Source organism: Hymenobacter sp. J193 (genome assembly GCF_024700075.1).
GTDB lineage: Bacteria > Bacteroidota > Bacteroidia > Cytophagales > Hymenobacteraceae > Hymenobacter.
In genome coordinates, this window is record NZ_JAJONE010000003.1 from 187,974 (window position 1) to 214,250 (window position 26,277).

A 26,277-nucleotide genomic window follows, 5' to 3' on the forward strand; every position below is an offset into this window, starting at 1 on the left:
CTCAGCCTTTCCCCGGGACGTGGCACTCCCTGTTGCTTACATGCACTATCCTTCCTTGGTGGCCCCGCAGGCCGCCTCGCGCCTTTCTGGGCCGACTTCGCTCTTGACTCTCTTGCTGATACGCGGCCGGTGGCTATCCGCGCTACTGCTGGGGCTGCTGGCCTTCGCCGCGCCGGCCCAGGCCCAGCAATGTGCCGCCGGTGGTGAGCACACCTTCAGCATCCACGCCGACGGCACGCTCTGGGCCTGGGGAGACAACACCTACGGCCAGCTCGGCGACGGCACCTTCGCTGATCGTAGCACTCCCGTGCAAGTGGGCAACGATACCAACTGGGCCAGTGTGTCGACGAGCAATGCCCACACTATAGCCGTGCGCACCGACGGTACGCTCTGGGCCTGGGGCAGAAACACCTTCAGTGAACTCGGCGACGGCACCATCACTGATCGTAGCACTCCCGTGCAAGTGGGCAACGATACCAACTGGGCCAGCGTGGCGGCGGGTCCTGGCTACACCGTAGCTGTGCGTACCGACGGCACGCTCTGGACCTGGGGGTTGAACCACCACGGCCAGCTCGGCAACGGCACCTCCACGGATTACCCTAACACCCGCCGCGTGCCTGGGCAAGTAGGCACGGCCACTAACTGGGCCAGCGTAGCAGTGGGCGACTTGCACACCGTAGCTCTGCGCACTGACGGCACACTCTGGACCTGGGGGGTGAACGACTACGGCCAGCTCGGCAACGGTACCATTGACAACCGTTTAACCCCCACACAAGTGGGTACAGCCACCACCTGGGCCAGCGTGGCAGCAGGCAACTTGCACACCGCAGCTGTGCGTACCGACGGCACGCTTTGGGCCTGGGGCAGCAACTTCAGCGATCAGGTCGGCGACGGCTCCACCATCACCCGACGCACGGCCCCCGTGCAAGTGGGCAAGGCCACCAACTGGGCGCGTGTGGCAGCAGGCATTAACCACACCGTAGCCGTGCGCAAAGACGGCACGCTCTGGGCCTGGGGTAGCAACGACAACGGCCAAATCGGCAGCGGCCCGCGCGGTAACGGCGTCACCGACAACCGCCGCGTGCCCGTGCAAGTGGGCACCGATACCAACTGGACGAGCGTTGCGGCGGGCGATTGGCACACCGTGGCCAAGCGCACCGACGGTTCGCTCTGGGCCTGGGGCAGCAACGGCGAAGGCCAGGTAGGCAGTACGCAGTTGGTACCCGGTCGCCAAATGTTCCCGGCCCGCATTGGCACGGCCACCAACTGGGCCAGCGTTTCGGCGGCCCAGTATCAAACCAGGGCCATCCAGCAAGATGGCGCACTCTGGGCCTGGGGCTACAACGGAAATGGTGAGCTCGGCACCGGTGTGCCAATCACCGGCCGCAGCACCCCCGTGCAAGTGGGTACGGCCACTTCCTGGGCGAGCGTGGTGGCGGCCAGGTATTACACCTTAGCCATTCGGCAAGATGGCACACTCTGGGCCTGGGGCCTGAACGAAGGCGGGCAATTCGGCGACGGTACCAAAGTCAACCAGCGCGTGCCTGTGCAAGTGGGCACGGCCACCTGGACGAGCGTAGCGGCGGGCGTTGGCCACACCGTGGCCTTGCGCACCGACGGTACTCTCTGGGCCTGGGGCAGCAACTATGACGGCCAGCTCGGCGACGGCACCAATACCGCCCATATGACCTCCATGCAAGTGGGCACAGACACGAACTGGGCGAGTGTGGCGGCAGGCGGTTTTCATACCGTAGCCGTGCGCACTGACGGCACACTCTGGGCTTGGGGCCAGAACGAAAACGGCCAGCTCGGCGACGGTACCAAAGTCAACCGCCACGTGCCCGTGCAAGTGGGCACGGACACGAACTGGGCGAGCGTGGCGGCGGGCGGTTCTCATACCTTAGCTATTCGGAAAGACGGCACACTCTGGACCTGGGGCTATAACGACGACGGTCAACTCGGCTACGGCACTACAGCCAACATGCGCATAGTCCCTGTGCAAGTAGGCACGGCTACCACCTGGAAGAGCGCGGCGGTGGGCCCCAGGCACACGATGGCCCTACGCACTGACGGCACCCTCTGGGCCTGGGGCTACAACGGCAACAGCGAACTCGGCGATGGTACCGGTGTCGACCGTCGCGCGCCCGTACAGGTGGGCACGGCCACGAACTGGGCAAACGCGGCGACGGGCCTGTATCATACCGTAGCCGTGCGCACTGACGGCACCCTCTGGGCCTGGGGCAACAATTCAAGCGAACAGCTCGGCGAACCTTCCCTCAGCACGGACCCACTCCTCATCGAAGGCGGTGACGGTTCGCTGCCCTTGAGCCTGCCCGCTTTCTCGGCCCGCACTGGCGGCTTACGGGCAGCCCCTGTGCCGTTGGGCAGCGGGGCTGTTCTCACGCTGGACTTCACCCTGGCCACCCCACTGGTGTCTGCGCCTCTGACCCTGACCGACATCACCGGCCGCGTGCTGTTGCGCCGGCTGATCAGCGCCCCGGCTGGCCCCGCCAAGCTGGTTGTGCCCGAGCTGACGAGCTGGCCCGCCGGCCTCTACATCGTGCGCCTGGTCATTGACGGCCGCCCCGCCCAGGTGAAGGTGGTGAGGGAGTAAAAGCTACTCGTCACAGTCCCGTTCGGTTAGGCTAGACACCCAAATAGCCACCCAAGTTCAGGCGAAGCCGTTTTAAAGAAAATAGAGCGGCATTTCTTCTAAAAAAGCCGTTCCGGGTGGGGCGGCTTTTTTCGACATATTGCGCTATGCTGCCCTAGCTGCAAAGTCAACGGAAGTCTGACGATTGAGAGATGAGACTTGCTAAAAACCATTAGGCTTTTTTCGTTCGTACCGCTAGCAGTACTAGGCCCAATCATGAAGTTAGAGGCTGCTCAAACCACCGTTTATTTAACCCAACAGCTGATTTTGGCTTGAAGAGTCAAACCCTGGCTAGTTCTCTTTATGTGATGTGTGATGGACTTTCTGTTTCGCTGTTTTTATAACCTTGCTTCCAAACAGCAGTCCCCCTATCTGCGGCTTGTCACTGCGCATGGTGGCTTGTGGCTCTGGCTGCACTTTGCGATTGTCGGGCTGTATTTGGTACTGCTCCAGCAAGTAGGCCCGGCGTATGTGCCGCGTATGACAGGCCTTGTGTACATGGGGCTAAGCGGCATCGCAGCCGGAGCAACTGTGCTCTACTTTCGCCGGCATCCTCGGAGCTACTGGTCAGCTTATCAAGGTGATGTAGGAACGGTGAGAGCCGGCTACGCCTTGCTGGGCATGCTCTCCTACGGCCTGCTGCCTTTTCTATTCTCCTTCGTCTGAACCAGACGCGTTTAGGGCTCCTCCGTTTCCCTGAACCAGTTTGTTAGCCCCAAGCCGCCGCACACTCTTTCAGCTACTATCAGCTATGGGCTTAGATGTAAGTCATGTTGTCCCTATTGCCAAGACGCACGCGGTTGAGCAACTAGAGTACTTTCCCGTAGAGGAACTGAGTATTTCGCCAGCGTTTATAGAAAAACATAAAGCGCTATTAGCAGAGGTACACGATGAAGAAGCGAAAGTGACCATGACAGTTTTATACGTCATGGAGAAAGGATACCAGCGTAAAGGCATGAGCAGCCTGTTCTATAAAGACTTTCAGAATGGAAGACCGTATTTCGACTTACTAAGTGTAAAAAAGGCATACGAATACCTTAAAGATGACCACATAAGCACCTTAGAGGCGTTGCAGCAAAACTTCCAAAAGAACTTTATTGAAAACTTCATCGAGGGTGAAAGCATCTTTTATGCAAGCTGGTAAAGGATCGAACTAGAATGTTCCTCCGGATGAAGGGCACGGTTACGGCAAATACCTATTCCTAAAAGCCTCCTTTACCTGAAATGATCGTTATCTTGAACCTACGCGAAGTAGCTTATGCCATGCCTTTGTTGAAATGGTATTCCACTGACTACCGCTTGGTCGCTGCTCGATATGCCCTGGGGTGGCTGCTGTGCGTGTCCGGCAGCAGCTTGTCGGCTTGCACGGACCTCTTCACGCGGGAAACCCCCATCTACGGCCCGTATTACGTCGCCCGTGACCCGTCGGCGTCCGGCTATAGCCTCTTTTACCGGGGGCCTAATGGCGTAGACTTTGACCGCTTTCAAGACGTTTCCCGGGTGGGCTACCAAGCCGGCTACGTGTTCATCCAATCTGGGCGTCAGTATTATTGGTTTGCGGTGCGCAACGACCGCAGCACCGACGCTGGGGACCCCGCCATTGGGGCCTTAATCAGCAAACCGCTCACCAGCGCTCAGTTCCAGCGGTTGACCGACAGCTTGGGTACGGGGCCCATTGCATTTCAATTCCAAGAGTAAAACGCGCGGGATACGGCACCTAGACGGTGTTATGCACTTGCGAGCAAATTAAGGCCAGCGGCTTTGGCCAACATGAGCCCCGCGAAGGCCAGGTAGTGGAGTTGTTGCAAACTGACGGCCAGCCGCTCGTAGTCACGGGCCAGGCGCTTGTAGCGGGCGCTCCAGCTTAGGCTGCGCTCGACGACCCAGCGGCGGGGCAAGAGCACGAAGCCGCGTTTGGCTTGGTCGAGTTTGACCACGTGCAGCTCGATGCCGTGCTGTTCGGCGGCCTGCGCGGGCGCTTCCCCCGTATACCCCTGGTCGGCGTAGGCCAGCGTAACGCTTTGCCCCGATGCTACTTGCACTTCTTCGGCCAGCACACCCACCTGCGCCCGGTCCTGCTCGTTGGCCGGTGTGACCACAGCCGCCAGCAGGTGCCCGAGCGTGTCGACGGCCACGTGCACCTTGCTGCCCTTGCGCCGTTTGGCGCCGTCGTAGCCCGCCCGGTGCCCGCTTTCGGGCGTGCTCTGCAGCGTACGCGAATCAAAAATCACGGCGCTCGGGTCGGCGGGCCGGGCCTCGTTCAAGCGCAGCACCTGGCGCAGGTCGTCGGTAAGGGCCTCAAACACACGGGCGTCGCGCCAGCGGGCCCACTGCTGGTAGCACGTGGCCCAGGGCGGCAAATCATGGGGCAAGTAGCGCCAGGTGCAGCCCGTGCGCACGACGTAGCGCAACGCGTTAAACAGCTCACGCAGCGGGTATTGTCGCTGGGCAGCATCTTCCCGCACCAGCAACAGGTAAGGCAATAAAAAGCCCCATTCGTCGTCGGTTACGTCGCTGGGGTAAGCGCGGCGGGTAATTTCCATACCCGCTAATTTCGCTCACAAGTCCATAACACCGTCTAAGCGCTAATCTAAATGCTCGTATCACTATTCGGACCGTTTCATTAGCCGTTCATCTGCTTGCTGATCGGCTGCTTTAGCATTTAGTACACGAACCACAGCACTTCGTCAGCATGCCTTGTAGGCCGACACAATGAAAAAACTTATAAGCTTGCTCCCACTAGGTGCTATACCCATGCTCATGCTCTTGCTCATGTGTGGAATGACGCTTCGGCTGAAAATGTATGGACACGCGTACAACGACAACAGAATGACGTTGGGCATACCAGTAGTTGAAACCGGCTGGCAAAGCCATTATAGTCGCTCAAATGGCGAAGTGCACTTTTCGGGCGACAAAGTTTACGGATTGGGGCACGTCCAGAAAAGAGTAGAAGTAGATTACCTCAGTGGCATCAAGCGTGAGAGCGACTTATTTATATTCAAATGGGTTACCATGGATTTGCGCTACTGCTACACCTGCAAAGAACCGTGGGAAATAGCCTATTATGGAAGGAACCAGCACGCCCTGCTGTCTTACCAACAAGCAGTAGATTCGCTGAAGATGTCTTGTCCTAAAATGAGTTGACCATCAATCCCCCGCAGATGGAACACTTATTTCTGTTACGCAAGCAGGCGCACGAGTTAAAAATGCGCCAGATGGTCGAAGAAATCACCTTTGGTCGCCACACCATTGAGTCGGCGATGAGCAAATACCAGGTGCTCACCCGCTCGACCGTTACCAAATGGGTGGAACGTGTCCGGCAAGAAGAACTGGCCCGTACCGAAGCCATGGAAAACACCGCGAAAAAGCCACCTACGACGCTCGTCGAGCAAGTGGTGCAGCACGCCGATGCGCTGACCGGCCAGGTCAAGCAGTTACAGAAACAGCTCGAACAAGCCGAGTTACAGGTGCTCTATTACAAAAACGTCATCCGGGTGGCCGAGCAGGAGCTGGGCCTGAGCATCGAAAAAAGTCCGCTACCAAGTAGTCCAGCTCCTGCGAGTCAGCTGCCCGCACTTTTGCCTGCGGCGGGTCAGCGGGGTACTTGGGTTCAGCCGCCAGGCTTACTACCAGCACCAAAACCGACAATTCACCAGCGAGGAACGCGAACAGTACGTCCTGGACTTGGTCGCCAAAGTGCGGGAGGACCACCCGCGCATGGGCGGTAAAAAGCTGTACTATCTGCTGCAAGAGCAGTTTATGACCCAAGGCATCAAGTTGGGCCGGGATGCCCTCTTTGACTTGCTGGCCGCTAATAACCTGCTGATTCGGCGGCGCAAGCGCAAGGCCATCACCACCTTTTCCCGGCATAAATTCCGCAAGTATCCGAACCTGATTAAGAACCTGACGCCCTTACGGCCCAATCAGGTCTGGGTGGCGGACATCACGTACTGGTTTACTGAAGCCGGCTGCCTGTATATCTCGCTGCTCACCGATGCCTACTCGCACCGCATCATGGGCTTCGCTGTAGCCGAAACGCTGGCCACGGTCCACTGTCGGTGCGCGCTGGAAATGGCCCTGCGCCAAATCAGCAAGCGGGCCGGCCGCCACCTGATTCATCACAGCGACCGCGGCATTCAGTACTGCAGCCAGGAATACCTGGCCCCGTTGGCCGCGTGGCACGTGCAGGTGAGCATGACCGAGAACTCCGACCCGCTGGAAAACCCCGTGGCTGAACGTATTAATGGCATCCTCAAGCAGGAGTATTTAAGTCACCAGCCGGTACGTTCGCTGGATGAAGCGCAGCAACACCTTGAACGAGCCGTGTTTCTCTACAACTATAAACGCCCCCATCTGAGTTGCAACTACCAAAGCCCTGATGAAGCACATCGCAGCTGGGGACCGTTAGAGCGGCGCTGGAAAAACTACTACAAACCACCCGTTGCAAACGAGCCAAAGGAAAGTAATTTTAGGACTACCACCGAAACGGTCAACGCAGACCCGGACTACCATTAAACGGTCAACTTATTTCAGGACAAGACAAAGATACTTCAACGTAAGCGCTAACGCTCCTTTGAGTGAACCGCTCCAAAAGGGCTCTGATAGTCCCTTGAAACCTGCGCCTTGGGAGCGGTCGAGTTCAATAAACTGGTTCAATTAGCTAAGTACAGAAAACCCTTTCCGGTGGATGAGTTTCGTGAACTCCTCTAATGCAGCGTTTGCTCCAGCTTTACCGCCGTATTTTGGCTTTCTTATTTCAGCAAGAGCATTCTTCAAGCGCCACGGCACGATACTTATTTTATGGCTACAGCACGAAAACGATGGGAGTAGACATTTGCGGATTTCTTGAAATAGCGAATGGGTACGAGGGGTACCTGGAACAGGATTACGTGTGGTTCACATGCCTCGACCTCAGTAGCTTAAACTTGCTCACCGGTGACGTGTGCGATGTGTTATTTGGCGAATCGAAACAGACCGTGCCGCCAGCCACTGCCCGTGGCTTGCCGGTGCCGCTGGCGCACCGCCGGGGATTTCCGCCAAACCTGGCGTGGTGGACGGCCCAAGGGGTCCAAGAATCGTTAGGCAACGATGCCACCCAAATGAGCATGTGGGGCTATACCTTTCTTTCCTATGATGAAATAGCAGCCATCCACTGGCAGGACCATCCTGAGGCGGAACAGGAGTTGGCGTGGCCTCTTGGGTGGAGCCTGTTGTTTCAGTTAATGAAAACATTGGATGAAGCCTCGAAGCACCAGCGGTTAGTCGTTTGGTTTGAGTGGCGTTGAACGACCGAGCTGTATCCCGCTGAGGCCAGAGGGCAGCAATAGGCAGTGCTTGCTGGCCGAGTAGGCCAAGAAAACGGTGGTATTTGTGCTAATGCCTTCGACTATTTCACTTTGTCACATTTGTTAAACGGTCATTGAAGTAAGGTGTCAGATGACTCTATAGGGGACAGAAGTTTCGATGATGTAAGCTTCAACTTAGTATAGGTAATCATTCATTGTCGGCACTCAATCTAGTGTCTTCTGTTTGATTAGCGGGCACTTTGCACCTGTTCTAGCGTCTTGTCTAGCTCTTCACGGCAATCAGGGCGGGCCAATAGTTTATCAAACAAGTCAAGAGCAGCCTTGCTATCGGCATCGTCAGCAAGGTGATGTGGAAGTGAGATATACGCCTCTATCAAAACTTCCAGTGCTCTACTAGCTGGCCAATAACCTCGGGAAACTGGAATCTGTGAAAACAGCGTATTTAAGGCATCAATACACTCAACCGGATGGTTCTTAACGCTTTTGGCTAAGTAGTCAACAAGGAAATGGTCCCTGTCAAAATCGGCTGCACAGTTGATTAGATAGCGCGGGAGTAACGGTGCTATTCTTTCAAAATCGGCCGGAGGAAAGTGAATAAAAATGGAGTCGTACGCCCGCCGAAGCTTTTCTGTCGGTGCTGGCACGAGAAACATCTCAAAGGCCTCAAAGAAGACTTGCTTATCCGGCCAGTCGTCATATCCGTTAGTCAACATCTTGAGCGAAGCCGCGCGCATATCGGGGTTGATAGCCCATAGCTCAATCAGCACCTCATAAGCTCCAGGCTTGTTATTGGCCCACATCACCGTCAGAATATTGGTAATGGGCTTATGGGCTTTTTCTTCGCCGATAGCCTGCTGACAAAGAATAAGAATGGCATCATAATCGCGCCAAACTAAGTACTGCAACGACCACATCCCTGGTTCCATCAGTTCAAAATCACCGCCTATCAGACCTACAAAAAGCGCCACAATGTCTTTAGGTGGCACCTGGGTATTCAGTAGCATGGCTACATGATAGGCGGCACCAGCCCGAACATACCGGGAGCCTTCCGCAGCCACCAGTTGCAGCGTATCTAAAACCTCAGAAATAACCTCGTCAGGAAGCTTTTCTTGCAGCAGATTAAAAATAGCATTGCCACCTGGTGAGTTTAAGGCATAGGTTGTCAATTCTACTTTATCACCTGAAACAGTTGGCGGCGTAGTAAGATTGTCGCGCACCCGCATCAAGTCTGCACGAATATCTTCCGGGTCGGCTTTCCGCTTTTTGCCGTCGGCATCAACGCGGACATTCCGGCGAATACGTCGAACTTCTTCGTGTGTCAACAACTCAAGCTGGAAAGCCAGGTCAACCAGCGGCTGAGCCAGTTCGAGGGCTACATCACCGAAGACGGGCAACAGGGTAGCAACACTCCTGTCTTTATGCTCGACCAGATATTGGAGAACTGATTTCCAGCGAGCTGGCGCTTCTTTTACCAAACCAGAAAGCTGCTGTATCAATCCTTCGTACGTTCCTTCTTCACTGTGGAACGGGCGGTCTTTGTCGCGGTATTTTCGCAGTGCTTTGAGCCAATCATTGGCCGTGACAGCGTCTATTTTCCAGTTTTCTGCAGGAGAAGGGTAACCATGGGTCACCTTGATTCCCATACCAGTCATTTCATTGGGAATATTTCCCCACTTGCGTAATAGTTCTTGGTATAGCCGCACTAATTCCGGGAAAGCAGCAAATCTGGGTGGGGTCAGTGCCAACAGGTAACGTAGCGTTGCCTGGCCAAATCGGCTATAGGCTTTGCGCTGACCATCGTGCACGTAAACCTCCTCGTCAACCAAGGTCGTTCGGCTAGTCAGGACGGCTACCAGCAACCGGCGTTGGTCAGGCGAGGCTGCATCCCACACCATTGAGAAAATAGTGAGCACTTGGTAGCCTATTTCACGATGGGCTGCTTCCGCTAACCAACCGGGCTTGACAAATAGTGCAACCAGCGCGTTAGTGAAAGGGGGCAGATTTGCGGCTACCGCTGCCAATGCGGCGCTAACGAGTGTTTTAGTGCGACTATTCAACCATTTCACAACGGTTTGGCAGTCTTTGGCAGTGAATTCACTACTCTGCTCAACCAAGTATTTCCACACGTAATACTGGACGGCATCCGGCGCATTATGTGGTTCCTCTTTGTCTGCCGAATCCCGTTCCAGAAAGTATGGCGGGGGCAGAAGAGTATACTTGCTTTTCCAGTTCCGATAGTGTGGTTCCCGGTAGTTGTTCGCTTTCTTAATCCAATCCCGGAGCAACTGGCTACAAAGGTCAAAACATACAGTTGGAGCCGTTTTATAAAGGTTTTTGAAAACTTCGGCCTGAAAGTAAGCCTCGTGTTCAACATGGGCACGGGAGGAATCAGGCCAATCAACCAACTGCTCGTACACCTTGTTCGCCGTCCATTCTGGTAGATAGATGGCCGCCTTTTTGCAACAGCCGCCAGAAGATGAATTGTTGATTCTGCGGCACTTCTTCTATAGTGAACAACTGTTCAAACAATGGGACAAACAGCCGATGCTCACGCGCTTTAGCGTAGGGAAGCACTGCAGCTATCCACGCCGTCTTATGAATGTTGTTTGGGAGTGCGTCAACCTGCTCCAACGCCAAATCGGGGGCGTGGTTGGTAAGCCGCCAGAACAGCGCCCGGCCAATGGCTGTATCCTCCGGCGCTATTGACTCAGGCAACAGCAACTGGAATATGGTAGGAGAAACCAGCCACGTAAGCCACGGCCGCGCCCGAATAGCTTCCAAAAAAGCTACCCGTAGTGTCTCATCGCTCAGGATAAGCTCCTGCACAATGGTGAGCTCTTCGGCAGTGGGCTCCTGCTGCGAGGCAACCTGTTGGGCCAATAACAGTCTGATGTGGAAGCGACAGGCCGGCGAGCCAAGAAGCTGCTGCAGTGCTTGCAAATATTCAGGAGACCCGACGCCCCGCAAATACACCAATACTTGTTGAATCAGCGAGCGTTGAAACAAGCCTTGACCCGAGCTAAGCACGAAATCAGCAAGGGGCTGGCCAGAAAATGCAAATTGACGGGCAAATAAGTATTCGAAAAAGGACTGGTGAAAAAGGGCAACGTGCTGGTTAGACGCGCCGGTGGTAACTAAAACGCCGCGGCTGCACAGGTACTCAAATACCTCTACATCCTGTTCCCGGTAGTTAAATTTGGGCAGGGTTAATGTTTGGCCTGTATGCATGGCTACCGCAAGACTTGTCAAATAATTCTTGACTCGAGTTGACGCCATCCCTTCGGGCAGACGGTTACGACGCACCAAGAAGTCGTCGAATAGCCGGCCGTAAAGCCCCTGCAAACTGGTAATGGGCTTTTGGCTCCGAGCCGCATCATCTAATGCACAATAGATAGCCAGATGCAAGGGAACTCGCAACAGTTCCTGCAGGACGACTGAAAGGCCACCTAAATTGGGGGCTGCTTGGGTGACCTGCAAGGCTTCTTCCACTGGCTGAGACTGAGCAAGGGAACCTCGACCCGTTGCGCCTGACGGAAAGGCGCTAAATCGACATCGTGCTGTAGGTCGAAGGTGCGGCATGAAAAGACAAACCGGATGTTTGGCAAAACATACAGCTCGGAAAGCAACTCCGTGTAGCTCTTCAATTGTCCGTGGTCAGTGGACAGGCACATGGACAAGGCATCGAGCTGGTCGATGATGACGACTGCCGGCCGCTCGGTGGAGGCTGCCGCCGTGAGCCTGTTTGAGGGGGTGGTGCAAGCCGTCACGCTGAATCTGGCTCAGCAGTTCGCCTTTGGTACTGCCCTTTACCCGGTCCGCCTTAAGGCCTAGTACCGGTACATTTTCGTGCTGCAATGCGAGGCAAAGGGCGCGCGCCAATACAGTTTTACCTACCCCTGCGCCACCAATCAGAATCTTGCTTTTTCGGCTAGCTGCCGACTCGCCCGGTTGGGGAGGTGACAAAGGGTTCAATACCCAAGAGAGGAGCTCGGCAACCTCTGGGCGGGTGATGTGATGCGCGGGCAGGTGGCCAATGGTGTAGGGCTCACTGGTAAGCGACGAACTAGCCTGCCGTAGCTGTGCCATTACATCCGCAACAGCGGGTGGTAGAATGAGTGGTTGGCCCTGCTGAATCAGTTCCTGCCGGATGAGGTCAGGCGTGAGCCTTAATTGAGCAGCACCCGCACGGAGGGCTAGTGCAGTAAGGCTATTCTTAGCAGCAGTAGCGTCAGCGACATGGGGCTGCAACCGTAATAGCAGATTCTCAGAGAGCAATGGAACAGGAAAAGCATAAAGCTCCACTTGCCGGAGGAATCGAAGAGTATCGCTACGGGAGGGATTAGCGCTAGCAAATTCCTGTTTCAGATACGTTTCGATTGCTTTAAAAACCTGGTAAGGTCCTCCTGCTAAGTCGGCTTCCAAGTTGGCCAGCTCAGAAGTATTGACCCTTTCTACACAGTCATCTAAGTCACGGTTTACTGGAGATTGGGATATCAGCAGCAGCCGCGCAGTGCTGTCCTGCTGGTGTTGGCTGAAAAAGTCATGGAGTATTTTGCGGTCTCTGAGTTGCTTTGCATCCCAACTACCATTGCTGTCCCGGTACTTTAAGCTAATGTATTCACTAGGCTTGCTGCGATGGGTAATTAGCAAGTCATCCACTGCAGACCTCTGCAGTGCTGCTGGATTAGGCAAACCGTCAGCTGGCGTTGGGAGCTCGACGTGGTGTGCTTCGGGCCGCAAAAAAATGATATCGTCTTCGGTAATAGCTTCTGCGAAGCGAAAAGCCGTGTACAGTACCTGATACTCTACTCCGGATAAAGTGGCCGACCCTCCTGCGCGTGACATGGATATTATGTGTTACTCATATCGAAGTGCTTGATATGAAGATCAAGATAATAAACCGTTATGGGCTCACCGAATGAATCTCTTTCTAGCTCACTTCCAAGTCAGAACTATTTGTATCATTATATAAACGCACGTTCGTAGTATGTTGCAACGAATAGTAAGAACTTATACGTCTTGCCCGATGCCGTGTGTAACACTGTTAATAAGAATTACCGCACAATAAGCCAAAGCAGAGCCCTACTACAGCCGTACTCGGTGATCTGCTTTAACTGAAAATTGAGCGCTTTCATACCGCAACTAATACAGCTTCTTCTATCGGCGACAGCATAGCCTCATAGTTAGAGTTCAGCGCAGGGTAGAGCAGCAGCAACGCTGCAATCCTACGCGCTATATGCGTAAACTCCATTACTTCCTGAAGCTGTAGCGAGCGGCCCAACACCTCATAGCTGCGGTAGCTAAGCCATTTTTGAGCACTTGGTACCCGCCTATATTGTAATTCCATACCCCCATCGGCACGTTGGCCCAATACACATCCTCGTTAAGATGCACGTTAACTGTTTGAATTCCCCACTCCGCCGCTCTGAATTCCTCCGCAACGCGCGGCGTACTCAGTAAGCCAGGGCCTGGCATGACTTGCCCTTTATGGCCAAGGTATCCCCAGCGGGCTTTCACTTCAAAATGTTCCGCATTTGCATCCAACTGTCGCACGCCATCATAGTGCCGAGGCATAGCTATGGAGATCAGTTCTGATGCCAGCGTACCCTGCGTAACGCCCTTCACCGGTGCGGCCACGTTAAGCAAGGCCGCCAGTTTGCGGCCCAGCATAGCACTACCAGACAATACTGCCGGATCCGGTGGCAATGGCAGCCGAGGCCAATCCTGCTGCAATGCGCCAGCGTTGTGCGCTTGGTATGCAGGGGCATGCATCACTGCTAACGCGTGGTAAAACAATGACTCTGGCGCTTCCCCCGTTTTATACAAGTATTTCCAGGCCAGCTTAGAAAGATTGTAGACAGGCTCTGAGTCAGCCACCTGTGGCGTGTTAAACAACGGGAAAAAGTTGGTGCCACGCTCATTGACGTGCAAACTGCCAGCAACGGTAGTGAAATTCGAAGGTGAGTAGGCTTTGCGGCTTGCCTGCATTGCTTCCAGCCATACTGTGCCATGAGCCAGATTGCGTTGGTAATCCGCTCTTTCTCTATCCAAGAGTTTGGTATGCGGATTCCAATACAGCCAACGCAAATCGAATGGCCGGTATAGATAAGGGATTATCTGGCCGGATTCATAGCCGTGATTGAGCAGAGTATGTCGCGTTTGAACTGCATTAAAACCCGTAGCAGATTCCATCAGGCGAGGCACTAGTTTTGTCAATTCCTCATTCGATAACGCTGCATTGAAGTAGGCACGCATGCGTGACTCTAGTCGGGCTTTATCACCGTCTACTAAGGCTTCGTCTCGGCTAGTTTTAATACCGGGAAAGGACACTGGGAAAAGCTCTGGCAATGTGGGATTATCCAGATAGCCAGCGCGCACTGTTCGGGGCAAAAATGTAAGCCCTAATTCAGCAACGGGCGTCACACGCTGGTAAGGTACATCCGGTCGTCCTATGCTGCTCAAGTCGTCGGCAGGTGCTGCCAATAGCTCCAGCTGCTTCAGTTTATCGGAGCCGCGGATATCCCGATAGGCTATATTCTCCGTCCCCGCTGTTGCTCTTGTGCGCACCAATGTAGCCACAGCGGTACCCACTTGGATACCTTCCCGGTTGGCCTTTGAGCTGAACACGCTTGGGTCAGGCTTACCGTCGTAGGTCTTTCCTGTTCGATACTTATCGCCATGCAGGTTGTCTATATAAATTAGGTCGAACGCCGTCAACAACCGCTCCCGTAGTCCGGGGTGGCTTAATCCATCTAGCCACGAGTTATTCGACACGTAGCAAACCAATCCGCGCCCTGACCGCTCGGCGATTTGGCGTTCCGCAATGCGAAAGAATCGGATATACAAATCGTTGAGCCCTTGTCCCTGCGGCTGAACCGTCCGGGCTGGGTTGCGGTAAGCATCGGTTAGGCGGCGTTCCTCCGAAATGGCCAATCCAGAGACCCCATCGTAAGGCGGATTTCCCAGAATTACCATAATCTGCTCTTCTCGTTTCACATGCCGCGCCTGCTCCGCTTCTTGGGCCAGCGCGGGCAAAATGACCAACTGCTTTTCATGCTCAGCGGGGTCCCACCCGGTCAGCGCGTTGGTTAGGTAAATAGCAGCCTTCTGGCCATCCCCTAGTGGGGCACCTGCCGCCCGCAGGGAGCCCTAATTGTAAGTGGGCTACTACAAACGGAGCTGTCAAAATCTCAAAACCAAACAGGCGACGAGTTGCAGCCTCTCGCAGCATTGCTCCGGCTAAGGCGCCATGCGTTTGCAGTAGCCGCCTACCCACGAAACGCAGTACCTCCACCAAATACGTTCCCGTCCCACAGCATGGGTCCAAAACCACTACTCGCTCATCTGCTAGGCCTTCTTCGATGCCCAATTTCTCTTTGAGCATCTGGTCTACCTTCGCTATCATGTAAGAAGCTAGTTCGGGCGGTGTATACCACACGCCCATTTCCTTCCGCAATTGCGGGTCGTACGCTTCCAGGAACGGCTCGTAGAAATATTGAATGGCTGTGCTGTCAGCAAATCGGTTGAAAAACCTGTCCCTTCGTACTCGGCACAACGTGCGCCCAGTACGGGTCATCAAGTCCCGCATTTTCAAGCGGTCCACACTGGACGATGCGCCAATGTGCTCAAACAACACTTGCAAGACCGGTATTTGAAGGTAATGGGCCGTGGTGCGCCAATCGAATTCATCCTTGCGGTCCGGCTGCTCCCGATGCCATAACACCCATGCCGAGAATACCCCATAAAACAGGGTTTGAACGATGGTAGCGTGCAAGAAGCGTACGCCTTTTGGTCCATCGAATCGTGCCCCCAAGCTCTGCTCCAAGGCGGTTATCAACGGGACCAGTTCGTGCAGGTCCACCCCGCTGAGCCGGTCTCGTGCCTCCCGAGCGAAGGAGGCCAGCAGCCACGCTAGTTCCCGAGGTTGGTCCAACGGAGCGCCATGCAGCATGCACCGCGCTAAGAACTGCTCTGCCGCATCAGCCTGCTCCGCCGATAATATCTCAGGTTGCGCGCACAGGCTCCAAAAGCTTACTTCGTCAGGTGCCAACTCTAGTGTATCCAGCACCATCAGCTGGTTGAATTCATTCTTACCCAAGAAAGCAAAGTGCCGCAGGTTTGTCACCAACACCTGCCCATAATGCTGCCAATACTTTGAAACCTGTTTGCCTTCCAATAACGGCTTTAGCGACGCACCTGGTCCTTTCACCTCCCCAGCGCCGCGTTCAGGCTGCTGCCCAGTCATCCGCAACGGTCGCGAAGAACGCCCCGACGGCACCGCAAATAATCCGAAATCCGGTCTACCAGCTCCTAAGTCTTGGAGTTGAAATACCGATCGTACGGGCTGACGCAACGTTTCACCTATTGCATTGAGCAGGTTCTCCAATGGCCCGTAAAACGATGTTTCCTCAGTGCCACCTCCTGTTTGGTGAATAAAATAAAGGTCACGGAGATAGCGAGTTAGTAAAGGTTGGGGCATACCAATAATTTGAGCAATGGTAGATAGGCGTGCAAACTAGGTAGATTACAATTCAATTGATTCTATTTGCCAAGCGCCTTTTCTCAATTTTAGTAGTTTTACTCGCTGCCTGCAAGGCAGAAGTCATCATTCTTTCCCTGATGGACCGCAAAAAGCTACAACTCCTGCGTGAAAAAATAGGAGCCATTGTGCTACCTGATGCCAAGGACCGGTATGGCCGTCAATACGGTCAGGACGAAGCCCTTCAAAAAGCTCTGGCCGCGACTGCTACTACCGCGGTCGGGCTGGTGGGTAAGGCCAAGCTAGTGCGTGGTGGCAGTCATCAAAAGAAATTGGTGGAGCTGGCCGAAAAGTTGAAAGTTACGGGTAATGCCTTCAGTCACTCGCTCGTTGACATGACCACCTTGCGCACAGCCCGCACCAGTCTCCTGCGCGTTCTCAAAGCTGTCGACGACGAGAGCCGCAAAGTATTCATTGTCCATGGCCGCGACGACGCCATGCGCAAAGATGCTCAAGCAACCCTCAACCGCTTCGGCATTGATGGTATCGTTCTCTTTGAGGAAATCAATGAGGGCCAAACCATTATCGAAAAGTTTGACCGCGAAGCTCGTGCCTGTGGCTACGCCGTCGTCCTTTTCAGTCCCGACGATTTGGGCGGCATCCGCGTTGGCAAAACTGCACCCAAGCTTTCGCCCCGTGCCCGCCAGAACGTTGTACTTGAGCTTGGCTACTTCGTTGCCCTGCTCGGCCGCAAAAACGTCTTTGTACTCGTTGCCGGTTCCGGCCTCGAGCAACCTAGCGACTTCCATGGCGTTGTCTACGAAACCTATGACAAGGCCGGCGCATGGAAGCGTCGCCTTGCCAATGAGCTGTCCGGCGTCGGGTTTTACATTGATCCCGCTGTCTTAAAAAAGTTGTAGACTCAGTTGTATTAGGCTTTTTTAACTACGGTGTTACCCGTAATCACGCCAACGAGGTAGCATGTTTATTGGCTTTGTAACAATCTAAAATCATGATTTGCATTTATTGCATGAGCATAATAGCACAGTTGATAGCGTTATGATTGGCCTAATTCCTGAATTTGTCGTACCTTTGTTTTAACAGTACTCGCCACGCTTCTCGTCAGAACAGCGTACCAGGGCGAGTCTTTTTTGTCCCTATTTCAAAGTTTGGACTATTCCGATAAACTATGGACTATAACAAGCAAGCTGTTTCCATCATTGACCAAATTGCGCTACTGCGCCAACGAGGTCTTGCCATTGACGATGAAGTAGCGGCTATTCGTCACCTCAGTAACATCAGTTACTATCGTCTGGCTGGCTACTTGCTTCCGTTTCAGTCAGACAAGTCGCTACATATCTACAAGATAGGCAGCCGCTTCGAAACTGCGCTGGAATTGTACCGATTCGATCAAAAGCTACGCGTCTTGGTCTTCGATATTATCGAACGCATAGAGGTCAGCATTCGCACTCAACTTATCTACACCATGTCCATGAATCACACGCCTTGGTGGTTCGAGGATGTCACCCTTTTCACCAGCTCAGACGATCACGCCGAGGCCCTGGCTTCCATCGACGCCGAGTTATCTCGCTCCCACGAAGAATTCATCCTCGACCACAAGGCCCGCTACGGCACTGACGTCCGCCGCCCACCGGCCTGGAAAACCTTGGAAATCGTTACATTAGGCACCCTTTCCCGCTTATATGGCAACATCCGCAAGGAGCTGTCGGGTCGGGATGAAATTGCTGCTTACTTTATGGTCCCACCACAGAAGTATCTCTCGGGCTGGCTGCAAAGTATCACGCAGGTGCGCAACGTATGCGCCCACCATGCCCGGTTGTGGAACCGCACCATTGCCGCAGCGCCTAAGCGTATCAAGCGGCCCAGGCCTGAGTTGTATTATGCTCCCATCCCACAGCTAGTACAGAATAAACTTTATGCTGCGTTGTGCTGCATGAATCACTTGCTTTTCACCATCTCACCCGAGTTTGGCCTGGGCCTCCGTTTGCAGGGGCTATTTGCTATTCACCCCAACGTAGATCCCTCCGCCATGGGTTTTCCCGTCAATTGGCAGCAGGAGCCTATCTGGAGTATCCCACCGGTTATTGCACAATAGCAACAGCACCAAATGATGTCAAGCACTCACCTATAACGGTCATCGGGTCCCTTGCCATATTGCGATCCCTTAATCACGCTGGCGGCCGATTACATAAAGAAGGCAGTAGTAAGACACTCAAACAGTTAGTTAAAAGTGGCTTGTAATCTATAAGTAAGTACCTGATTTGCTATAGCAAATCAGGTACTTACTTATCAAGTTCGGCAGTAGGCGCTTTACGCCCATGGGGTGAAATGCCTTTCCCCGCCGCGTCCGATAGCCCGATTCATTAAGCCGCGCGGCAATCTCCCGCAACGTTACGCCCGTGGCCCGCAACAACACGGCGAGTTGTGCGGCCTGCCGGTTACTCAGATTGGTCTGCGCATTGCGCTGCAGCGACACCAGCGCCTTCTCCCGCGAGGCAGCGGTTAGATTAGCTGGCGTACCAAGCTGAAATCCGCGCGCCTTCTTGGCGGCCAAGGCATCGCGCGTTCTAGTGGAAATGGCCGTCGCTTCTTTCTGGGCCACAGCCGCCAGGATGTGCAGGGTAAACTCGTCGGCGGCCGGCAGGTCCACGGCCTTGAAGCGCACGTGGCTTTCCATGAGTGTTGCGAGGAAGGCTACGTTGCGCGCCAGCCGGTCGAGCTTGGCCACGAGCAGCACGGCGCCTTCCTGCTTGGCGTATGCAATAGCGGCCTGCAGCTGGGGTCGCGCGTTCTTACGGCCGCTCTCGATTTCCACGTACTCCGCCACGATGCTCGCCTCCGTGCCGACGAAGGTCCTTACCGCGGCCTGCTGGGCTTCGAGCCCGAGGCCAGACTGGCCCTGGCGGGCGGTGCTCACGCGGAAGTAGGCGACGTAGCGCGTCATGACACCTTATATAAAGGAGTGGAAAAAGCGCAAGATAGCAGTTTGTCACATTTGTTAAACGTCCGTTTAAGATATGTGACAAAACGCAAGAAAAGAAGAATTAGGTATGCGATACCTGACAACAAACTATCGCTTGACTACATCAGGTTGCTAAAAGGTGCTCTCACCATTAGGAAGTAGTATCTTGAGCCGGCTAAGATTTTATGCGTTTAGTTGTCTATGATCCAGGTTGTACCTCGTTTAACGATTGGTCGGATACTCGGGTGGTGTATTCTTATTTTGCTACTGGCACAATCGGCTAGTGCTACGCATATCGTTGGCGGTGAGCTGGACTTGCAGCACCAAACGGGCAGTACGTATGAGGTGGTCGGGTAAATGTGGACAGAATAGGGCCTTATCTTTCGAACGTCATGAAAGACAGCCCCCAACCTAGCAAACGCCGGCGCTACGATGCCGCCTTCCGGGCCGAGGCCCTGCGCCTGGCCAGTGAAAGCCGCTCGACCCAGGCCGCGGCACGCGCCCTGGGTATTGACCCTAAACGCATTTATAAGTGGCAGAAGGAAGCGCTGACCCCAGTGGCCGCCGCTCGTGGGGCGGAACTGGACCCGGCCACCGCCGCCGAATTGCGCCAACTGCGGGCCGCCAATCGGCGGCAGGCGCAGGAACTGGAAATTTTAAAAAAAGCCATTGCCATCTTCTCACAGACACCGGACCAATGAGCCGCTACCGTTTCATCGAGGCGCAGCGGGACCAGCACCCGGTGCGGCTACTCTGCCAGCTGGTGGAAGTGCCGGCCAGCGGCTACTATGCGTGGCAACGGGCTCAACAACAGGTTGTAACTCGGCCGGAGCCGGCCTGGGAAACGGCGCTGGTCAAGGTCTTCGGGGTTCACAAGCGCTGTTATGGCACGCGCCGCCTCCAGGTAGCGCTGCGCAAAAACGGGCACCGGGTGGGGCGTCAGCGCCTGCGGGCGGCCATGCGCCGCCGGGGCCTGCACGCGCTCCAGCCGAAAGCCTTTACGCCGCGCACCACCGATTCGACCCACGGGCTGCGGTGCGCGCCGAACCGACTGCTGGACCAGCCCAAACCCACGCAGGCCAACCGGGTCTGGGTCAGCGACATCACCTACCTGCCCTTGGCCAACGGCGAGTGGGCTTACCTGTGCGCTTTTCAAGACATGGCCAGCAAGCAGGTAGTCGGCTGGCGGGTCGGAGCCACCATGCCCGAGGAACTGGTGACCAGCGCCTTACAACGGGCTTTTTGGTCCCAGCCGCCCACACCCGGCTTGCTCGTCCACTCGGACCGTGGCGGGCAGTACTGCGGCAACGCCTACCGCCAACTACTGCACGACCACCAGGCCCTGCGCTCGCAAAGCCGCCGCGGCGACTGCTACGACAACGCCCAGGCCGAAAGTCTGTGGTCGCGCCTCAAAACGGAGGTCCTGGAAGTCCGTGAGCGGCCCGTTTTTGCTGACCTGGCCGACGCGCAGACCAGCGTCGCCGACTATTTTGACTATTACAATCATGAGCGCCTGCACTCCAGCATTGACTACCAGACGCCGTATCACGCTCACCAACAGCTTCTTCAATTTAGTGCCCTAAACTGTCCAGCCTAACTGGACCACCTCAGTACCGACTTACGCTGAACTTATATTTTGATGATGTCAATGGCAGTCTAGGCGCGCTGGATGATGAGCTCACGGCTGGAATCTTTGCGAAGGGTAACAATCAGCTTATGCAGCGGGTGAGTTTACCACTACTAGCAGCACGTTTGTCGCTTACACCAATCCAGCGTGCGAGAGCCCCTCCTTGCGCACCCGCCGCTTGGTCTATACGCTGTTGATAGAATTACCCGCTGCCACTATACAAATGCAGCTGGATACTATGTCGCCGTAGAGCGCTGTTGCCGTAACGGAACGATTAACAACATTGAGGAGCCAGGAGGCGCGGGGCAAACCTTTTATTTGGAGTTTCCGCCCGTGGTGCGCAACGGACAACCGCTGCTTAATTCCACGCCCCAAATCTTTCCGCCCCTCAGTGATTATGCCTGTATACAGGAGCTATTCTACTTCGATTTTGGCGGTCAGGATGCGGATGGAGACTCTCTGGTGTATGATATGGTTACACCGCTGAACGGGCACGCAACCGATGCGGATGGCAAGCCTGAAACGCCTTCCCCGGCACCCTATTCCCCCATTCGTTGGTTACCCGGTTATGCTACCGACACCCAGATAAAGGGGGCTCCCGCTTTAGGTATCGACCAGCATTCCGGACGGCTAACCGTGCGGCCTGCCCAACTAGGCCTGTTCGTTTTTAGTGTTCGCTGCTCAGAATACCGCCAGGGCATCAAACTTGGGGGAAGTTCGACGGGATTTTCAATTGAAAGTCCTCAATTGCCCTCCCAATCAAACCCCTGCGCTAACGGTCCGCTACCCGACTTGCGAAAGCAGTATCAGCCGGGTAAAGACACCTTGCGCCTGTCAGCCGGTGCAGACCGCTGCCTAAGCCTGCGCTTCACCGATCCTGATACGGCTACACAGCTTACCATTTCGCTGCGCCCCGTGAACTTCAAAGGCACATTGCCTTCCTTGACGCTGAAACAGGGAACCGTACATGCCCCGAATGCCCCTGATACCCTCGTCTCTCAGCTGTGTTTTCCAACGTGTATAGATACTGGGGGAAGGTGTACCTGCTAGATGTTATTGTAGCCGATAATGGCTGCAGTTTACCTCGACGCGATACCGTGCAGGTAGCGTTCATTTCTACAATGGTGCCCAACTCCGCACCTGTACTGAGCACTACCGCGCCTGCTCCCTTACGGGCTCAGCCGGGTGAACTGATAACCTTCGACGTAAACGTCCGTGATCCGAATCGGGATGCTTTTACCTTGTCTATGCATGGACAGGGGTTTCAGGCCAGTGCCGTAGGTGCGGCGCTATCACAAACGCGGACTGGCCATGAGGTCCGCGGGAGCTTCCGGTGGCGTATACCCTGCTCCGCGGTAGGGAGCTACACATTTGCCTTTGTGGGTGCTGATGCCCCCTGTGACCGTCCACAAGCGGATAGTATCCTGGTGACTATTGAGGTTGAGAACCACAATGCTCCCCCTGTGCTAACCACTACTGCCGATTCGAATCGTCCACTCGTAGTGCAGCCCGGCCAAGTGCTGCAATTCGCGCTGCTGGGCACGGATGCTGATCAGGATACCGTTAGCCTGGCTATGCAAGGACAAGGATTCCGGCCACAAGATGTAGGCGCACAGCTCAGCCAGAATAGAGCGGCTGGTGAAAACCGCGGAACCTTTCGATGGGTAGTACCTTGCCCTTCAGCGAGCAACCTGCTCTATGAGTTTACCTTTACGGCAGCCTCAACCGCCTGTGATCGAGCGCAAACGGCGAGCCTTACTATTCCGATCCGAATTGACCTTAGCAACAAGCCACCAGAGATAACGGCTAACGCCGGCACAACGCCGCTGCGAGCGCAACCGGGAGAGCTGGTGTCGTTTGATCTGCGAGCTACGGATCCGAACAACGATTTGCTCTCTCTGTCAATGGCAGGGATAGGGTTTACGGCTACCAGCGTTGCGGCCGAGCTTACGCAGACGACTACTGGCAATGTACAGCAAGGGCATTTCACTTGGCGGGTACCTTGCCCGCAAGAAGGTAAATCCTTGTATGAATTTGAGTTCACGGCTAAAGATGCCCCTTGTGGCGAGCCAAAAACCAGTATCCTACGGGTGGCTATTCAAATTGTCAACCCTAATAGCGCTCCACAGCTGACTTCGTCTCTGTTTGCCGGGAGTACAACGCCTCTTCCACTACAGCAATTGCCCGGTTCTGTACTAGAGGCGAAGATCGAAGGAACTGATGTTGATAAGAACGCCCTAGTGCTCACGGCACGTGGCGTAGGATTTGAGCTGGCGGCTGCTGGGATGAGCTTCGAGCCTCACAATGGGCAAGGGCGAGCTACTGGAATATTCCGGTGGAATGCGAGTTGTACGGTGACAGCGCCACATGGCTACGAGGTTCTCTTTGAGTTGCAGGAAACGACGTGTAACCCACAGCCTCAACGTAGGACCGTGCGCTTTGAAGTGCAAAACCCAGAGGCAATAGCCTTTACACCTCCCAATATCTTCACGCCAAACAATGATGGACTGAATGATGCCTTTGAATTACCTGACTTGCCACCGGACTACTGTACTCAACGGTTCGCAGGTATCAAGGTATTCAACCGTTGGGGCAAGCAGGTATACAATTCCACTCAGCGGGATTTCCGTTGGGATGGCAGTGGCTTGCCAGGTGGTGTGTACTTCTACCTGATTGAATACTCCAATCAGCGGCAGTATAAGGGGTATATTACGATTGCCTACTGAGTCAGCGGTGTCTAAATCAGGTTTGCTTAAGCACGCTCTAAAAAGATGCTAACAACCGTTTACCTTTATTGCTTAACTACCTAACTACCCCTCCATGAAAACGCATTATGCCGTGCCGCTTTTACTGAGCGTCCTTTCGCTTCAACAATGTGGCAGTAAATCAAAAGAACAGGCGCAGCCGTCTATCCCAGCTAATACCGCTACCGTCGATGTAGAGGGGAAACCATTTGATAGTACAGCAGCCACAGCTACCGCAGTCGTTCGACCCGCCTCTAAAGAGTTATTGGTCACCTTTAATGCGACGAATGGCTCACGCGTCGTCGTGCGGTTGACTGACTTCAACAGCCGCACTGGCCGCTTCACCATCACCGATCCGGCTTCTGCAGATGGGCCGTATTATACAGAAATGGTGAATAACCGAGCCTTGTACTTTGATCCGCGTAACTGCTCTTCCCAGAACCGGATGGTTGAGATCATCGCGTTCGACAGTCAACGCAAAACCATTAGTGGAACATTCAGCGGCACCGTCTGCAGTCCGGGCAGTAACACCCGCTCAGTTGCCTTAACCAACGGGAAATTTAACTTGACCTATACAGTACAATAAGTAGAAAAGGTACTGGGACTGATGTCCCAGTACCTTTTCTACTTATTGTACTTGAGGTGGTCGGGTAAATCTGGACAGAATAGGGTCTTAACTTTCGCACGTCATGAAAGACCGTCCTCAACCCACTAAACGTCGGCGCTACGATGCCGCCTTCCGCGCCGAGGCCCTGCGCCTAGCCAGTGAAAGCCGCTCGACCCAGGCTGCGGCGCGTGCCCTCAACATCGACCCCAAACGTATTTACAAGTGGCAGAAAGAAGCCCTTACCCCCGTGGCGGCGGCCCGTGGGGCGGAGCTCGACCCGGCCACGGCGGCGGAGTTGCGCCAACTGCGCGCCGCCAATCGGCGGCAGGCGCAGGAGTTGGAAATTTTAAAAAAAGCCATTGCCATCTTCTCACAGACACCCAACCAATGAGCCGTTACCGCTTTATCGAAGCGCAGCGGGGGCACCACTCCGTGCGCCTGCTCTGCCAGTTGGTGCAAGTACCTGTCAGTGGCTATTACGCATGGCAACAAGCTCAGCAGCAAGTAGTAAATCAGTCAGAGCCCGCTTGGGAAACGGCGTTGGTTAAGGCATTTGGGGTGCATAAACGCTGCTATGGTACGCGTCGACTGCGCGTTGAACTGCGCCGCAAGGGCTACCGCGTCGGGCGGCAGCGGCTCCGCACGGCGATGCGCCGGCGGGGACTGAAGGCGCTGCAACCCAAGGCCTTCACCCCGCGCACGACCGACTCCACCCACGGGCTGCGGTGCGCCCCCAACCGGCTGCTCGACCAGCCCAAGCCTACGCAGGCCAATCGGGTCTGGGTCAGCGACATCACGTACCTTCCCCTGGCCAACGGCGACTGGGCCTACCTGTGCGCTTACCAAGATATGGTCAGCAAACAGGTGGTGGGCTGGCAAGTGGGCGCCTCTATGCCCGAAGAATTGATTACCAGCGCCTTGCAGCGCGCTTTTTGGGCGCAGCCGCCCACGCCAGGCCTCGTCGTCCACTCTGACCGAGGCGGGCAGTACTGCGGCAACGCCTACCGACAGTTGCTACGCGACCACGAGGCAGTGCGCTCGCAGAGTCGCCGCGGCGACTGCTATGACAACGCGCAGGCCGAAAGCCTCTGGTCACGCCTCAAAACCGAAGTACTCGAAGTCCGAGAGCGGCCCGTTTTTGCCGATTTAGCGGACGCGCAAGCCAGCGTAGCCGACTATTTTGACTACTACAATCACGAGCGCCTACACTCCAGCATTGATTATCAGACACCGTATCACGCTCATCAACAGCTCCTTCAACTTAGTGCCCTAAACTGTCCAGCGTAATCGGACCACCTCAGGCGTACCCTATTGAAAGGGCAGAGTGAGCACTGTCCTGCGTGGGCTGCCTACCTCCCCCGTGCTGAGGTCGAACGAGTATCACTGAATCGATGGCCAAGGTACCACACCATTGCCGATTCGAGGCAGGTCGCGCAGTAGGACAGGGATGCAGCGAGAACACCATCCACGGCGTCTCTGGAGCCGATAACAGCGTCGTATCAAGTGGGAAGGATCGGGGCACGGAAAGGGTATCGCCTGGCAGCAACGCGACGAGCGGCCGCGCAGGCCGAAGGCTGGTCGAGTCCAACCACATTATCGCCGAATGGTAGCCCTGTGGTCGGCGGCGCAGGTACACCAGGGCCCTGGGATTGAAGCAGACCGTGTCAGTCGACGCATTCGTAAAGCGAAAGGAAAGAGAGATGGAATCGCCCTGCGTGACGAGGCGCGTTGCAGGCACTGTTAGGCGAACAGCGCGCGCGAGGGGATACGGATTCGAAGGAGCACGCCTCACGGGCGAACACGCTAGGAGCAGTCCCAGGGCGGCGAATTCTATCCTTGTCTTTCGGTAAGCAGTTAGTCTGTGACGAATAGGAGGCG

General features: G+C 55.2%; 22 protein-coding genes. 15 read left to right on the forward strand and 7 right to left on the reverse strand.

The annotated features are described in order from the left end of the window. The first annotated feature begins 40 nt into the window (after positions 1-40). The 4 genes from LRS06_RS22350 to LRS06_RS22365 all read left to right on the forward strand — a co-directional run bounded on the left by LRS06_RS22350 (position 41) and on the right by LRS06_RS22365 (position 4,351). Positions 41-2,614, forward strand: a complete 2,574-nt coding sequence (locus tag LRS06_RS22350; protein WP_257873605.1) for an RCC1 domain-containing protein — start codon at positions 41-43, stop codon at positions 2,612-2,614. 351 nt (positions 2,615-2,965) lie between these two features. Continuing rightward, positions 2,966-3,319, forward strand: coding sequence for a hypothetical protein (locus LRS06_RS22355; protein ID WP_257873470.1), 354 nt, complete (start codon positions 2,966-2,968; stop codon positions 3,317-3,319). Positions 3,320-3,404: 85 nt separating this feature from the next. Continuing rightward, on the forward strand, positions 3,405-3,797 hold the full coding sequence (locus LRS06_RS22360) for a hypothetical protein (protein WP_257873471.1): 393 nt from the start codon (positions 3,405-3,407) through the stop codon (positions 3,795-3,797). 80 nt (positions 3,798-3,877) lie between these two features. Then, positions 3,878-4,351: a hypothetical protein gene (locus LRS06_RS22365; RefSeq protein ID WP_257873472.1), complete on the forward strand. Its 474-nt coding sequence runs from the start codon at positions 3,878-3,880 to the stop codon at positions 4,349-4,351. 29 nt (positions 4,352-4,380) lie between these two features. Here LRS06_RS22365 and LRS06_RS22370 read toward each other — a convergent pair whose 3' ends face one another. After that, the gene (locus tag LRS06_RS22370) at positions 4,381-5,196 is read right to left on the reverse strand and encodes an IS5 family transposase (RefSeq protein WP_257873473.1); all 816 of its coding nucleotides are present in this window, start codon (positions 5,194-5,196) and stop codon (positions 4,381-4,383) included. Between the two features lie 238 nt (positions 5,197-5,434). On the opposite strand from LRS06_RS22370, the gene LRS06_RS22375 reads away from it, so the two are divergent. The 3 genes from LRS06_RS22375 (at position 5,435) to LRS06_RS22385 (ending at position 7,938) form a co-directional block, all read left to right on the forward strand. After that, a complete protein-coding gene (locus LRS06_RS22375; RefSeq protein WP_257873474.1) occupies positions 5,435-5,797 on the forward strand; it encodes a hypothetical protein in 363 nt (120 codons plus the stop codon). 438 nt (positions 5,798-6,235) lie between these two features. Next, on the forward strand, positions 6,236-7,168 hold the full coding sequence (locus LRS06_RS22380) for an IS3 family transposase (RefSeq protein ID WP_257873621.1): 933 nt from the start codon (positions 6,236-6,238) through the stop codon (positions 7,166-7,168). A 194-nt stretch (positions 7,169-7,362) separates the two neighbouring features. Beyond that, the gene (locus LRS06_RS22385; protein ID WP_257873606.1) at positions 7,363-7,938 is read left to right on the forward strand and encodes a hypothetical protein; all 576 of its coding nucleotides are present in this window, start codon (positions 7,363-7,365) and stop codon (positions 7,936-7,938) included. Between the two features lie 248 nt (positions 7,939-8,186). Here the strand turns inward: LRS06_RS22385 and LRS06_RS22390 are convergent, their stop codons facing one another. The 5 genes from LRS06_RS22390 to LRS06_RS22410 all read right to left on the reverse strand — a co-directional run bounded on the left by LRS06_RS22390 (position 8,187) and on the right by LRS06_RS22410 (position 16,438). Continuing rightward, positions 8,187-10,376 (reverse strand): hypothetical protein, encoded by a 2,190-nt coding sequence (locus LRS06_RS22390; protein WP_257873607.1) that lies wholly within the window; start codon positions 10,374-10,376, stop codon positions 8,187-8,189. Beyond that, positions 10,357-11,448, reverse strand: a complete 1,092-nt coding sequence (locus tag LRS06_RS22395; protein WP_257873608.1) for a hypothetical protein — start codon at positions 11,446-11,448, stop codon at positions 10,357-10,359. The genes LRS06_RS22390 and LRS06_RS22395 overlap by 20 nt, the downstream gene beginning before the upstream one ends. A 165-nt stretch (positions 11,449-11,613) precedes the next feature. Next, positions 11,614-12,804 (reverse strand): hypothetical protein, encoded by a 1,191-nt coding sequence (locus LRS06_RS22400; RefSeq protein ID WP_257873609.1) that lies wholly within the window; start codon positions 12,802-12,804, stop codon positions 11,614-11,616. Between the two features lie 405 nt (positions 12,805-13,209). After that, positions 13,210-14,994 (reverse strand): type ISP restriction/modification enzyme, encoded by a 1,785-nt coding sequence (locus LRS06_RS22405; protein ID WP_257873610.1) that lies wholly within the window; start codon positions 14,992-14,994, stop codon positions 13,210-13,212. A gap of 22 nt (positions 14,995-15,016) precedes the next feature. Further along, positions 15,017-16,438 (reverse strand): N-6 DNA methylase, encoded by a 1,422-nt coding sequence (locus tag LRS06_RS22410; RefSeq protein WP_257873611.1) that lies wholly within the window; start codon positions 16,436-16,438, stop codon positions 15,017-15,019. Between the two features lie 56 nt (positions 16,439-16,494). Between LRS06_RS22410 and LRS06_RS22415 the strand changes: the two genes are divergently transcribed. Further along, the gene (locus LRS06_RS22415; protein ID WP_257873479.1) at positions 16,495-17,358 is read left to right on the forward strand and encodes a nucleotide-binding protein; all 864 of its coding nucleotides are present in this window, start codon (positions 16,495-16,497) and stop codon (positions 17,356-17,358) included. A 269-nt stretch (positions 17,359-17,627) separates the two neighbouring features. Next, positions 17,628-18,554 carry an Abi family protein gene (locus tag LRS06_RS22420; RefSeq protein WP_257873480.1) on the forward strand — a complete coding sequence of 309 codons (927 nt, stop codon included), beginning with the start codon at positions 17,628-17,630 and terminating at the stop codon, positions 18,552-18,554. A gap of 147 nt (positions 18,555-18,701) precedes the next feature. On the opposite strand, the gene LRS06_RS22425 is transcribed toward LRS06_RS22420, so the two are convergent. Next, positions 18,702-19,403, reverse strand: a complete 702-nt coding sequence (locus tag LRS06_RS22425; protein WP_257873612.1) for a recombinase family protein — start codon at positions 19,401-19,403, stop codon at positions 18,702-18,704. Between the two features lie 410 nt (positions 19,404-19,813). On the opposite strand from LRS06_RS22425, the gene LRS06_RS22430 reads away from it, so the two are divergent. From LRS06_RS22430 to LRS06_RS22455, 6 genes are all read left to right on the forward strand, one after another. Next, positions 19,814-20,122, forward strand: coding sequence for a transposase (locus tag LRS06_RS22430; protein ID WP_257873482.1), 309 nt, complete (start codon positions 19,814-19,816; stop codon positions 20,120-20,122). Further along, positions 20,119-21,018 carry an IS3 family transposase gene (locus LRS06_RS22435; protein ID WP_196956052.1) on the forward strand — a complete coding sequence of 300 codons (900 nt, stop codon included), beginning with the start codon at positions 20,119-20,121 and terminating at the stop codon, positions 21,016-21,018. The genes LRS06_RS22430 and LRS06_RS22435 overlap by 4 nt, the downstream gene beginning before the upstream one ends. 1,547 nt (positions 21,019-22,565) lie before the next feature. Continuing rightward, entirely contained in the window at positions 22,566-23,774 is a 1,209-nt protein-coding gene (locus LRS06_RS22440) for a gliding motility-associated C-terminal domain-containing protein (protein ID WP_257873484.1), read from the forward strand. 94 nt (positions 23,775-23,868) lie between these two features. Then, positions 23,869-24,378 carry a hypothetical protein gene (locus LRS06_RS22445; RefSeq protein ID WP_257873485.1) on the forward strand — a complete coding sequence of 170 codons (510 nt, stop codon included), beginning with the start codon at positions 23,869-23,871 and terminating at the stop codon, positions 24,376-24,378. A gap of 103 nt (positions 24,379-24,481) precedes the next feature. Next, positions 24,482-24,790, forward strand: a complete 309-nt coding sequence (locus LRS06_RS22450) for a transposase (protein WP_257873486.1) — start codon at positions 24,482-24,484, stop codon at positions 24,788-24,790. After that, positions 24,787-25,686, forward strand: a complete 900-nt coding sequence (locus LRS06_RS22455; RefSeq protein WP_257873487.1) for an IS3 family transposase — start codon at positions 24,787-24,789, stop codon at positions 25,684-25,686. The genes LRS06_RS22450 and LRS06_RS22455 overlap by 4 nt, the downstream gene beginning before the upstream one ends. The last annotated feature ends 591 nt before the right edge of the window (positions 25,687-26,277 follow it).

Bases quoted from the DNA above. Each gene is read 5' to 3' on its own strand.
- LRS06_RS22435 (WP_196956052.1), top strand. From the start codon at position 20,119: ATGAGCCGCTACCGTTTCATCGAGGCGCAGCGGGACCAGCACCCGGTG.
- LRS06_RS22425 (WP_257873612.1), bottom strand. From the start codon at position 19,403: ATGACGCGCTACGTCGCCTACTTCCGCGTGAGCACCGCCCGCCAGGGC.
- LRS06_RS22385 (WP_257873606.1), top strand. From the start codon at position 7,363: ATGCAGCGTTTGCTCCAGCTTTACCGCCGTATTTTGGCTTTCTTATTT.
- LRS06_RS22445 (WP_257873485.1), top strand. From the start codon at position 23,869: ATGAAAACGCATTATGCCGTGCCGCTTTTACTGAGCGTCCTTTCGCTT.
- LRS06_RS22400 (WP_257873609.1), bottom strand. From the start codon at position 12,804: ATGTCACGCGCAGGAGGGTCGGCCACTTTATCCGGAGTAGAGTATCAG.
- LRS06_RS22455 (WP_257873487.1), top strand. From the start codon at position 24,787: ATGAGCCGTTACCGCTTTATCGAAGCGCAGCGGGGGCACCACTCCGTG.
- LRS06_RS22360 (WP_257873471.1), top strand. From the start codon at position 3,405: ATGGGCTTAGATGTAAGTCATGTTGTCCCTATTGCCAAGACGCACGCG.
- LRS06_RS22430 (WP_257873482.1), top strand. From the start codon at position 19,814: ATGAAAGACAGCCCCCAACCTAGCAAACGCCGGCGCTACGATGCCGCC.
- LRS06_RS22370 (WP_257873473.1), bottom strand. From the start codon at position 5,196: ATGGAAATTACCCGCCGCGCTTACCCCAGCGACGTAACCGACGACGAA.
- LRS06_RS22450 (WP_257873486.1), top strand. From the start codon at position 24,482: ATGAAAGACCGTCCTCAACCCACTAAACGTCGGCGCTACGATGCCGCC.
- LRS06_RS22375 (WP_257873474.1), top strand. From the start codon at position 5,435: ATGACGCTTCGGCTGAAAATGTATGGACACGCGTACAACGACAACAGA.
- LRS06_RS22365 (WP_257873472.1), top strand. From the start codon at position 3,878: ATGATCGTTATCTTGAACCTACGCGAAGTAGCTTATGCCATGCCTTTG.
- LRS06_RS22420 (WP_257873480.1), top strand. From the start codon at position 17,628: ATGGACTATAACAAGCAAGCTGTTTCCATCATTGACCAAATTGCGCTA.
- LRS06_RS22410 (WP_257873611.1), bottom strand. From the start codon at position 16,438: ATGCCCCAACCTTTACTAACTCGCTATCTCCGTGACCTTTATTTTATT.
- LRS06_RS22350 (WP_257873605.1), top strand. From the start codon at position 41: ATGCACTATCCTTCCTTGGTGGCCCCGCAGGCCGCCTCGCGCCTTTCT.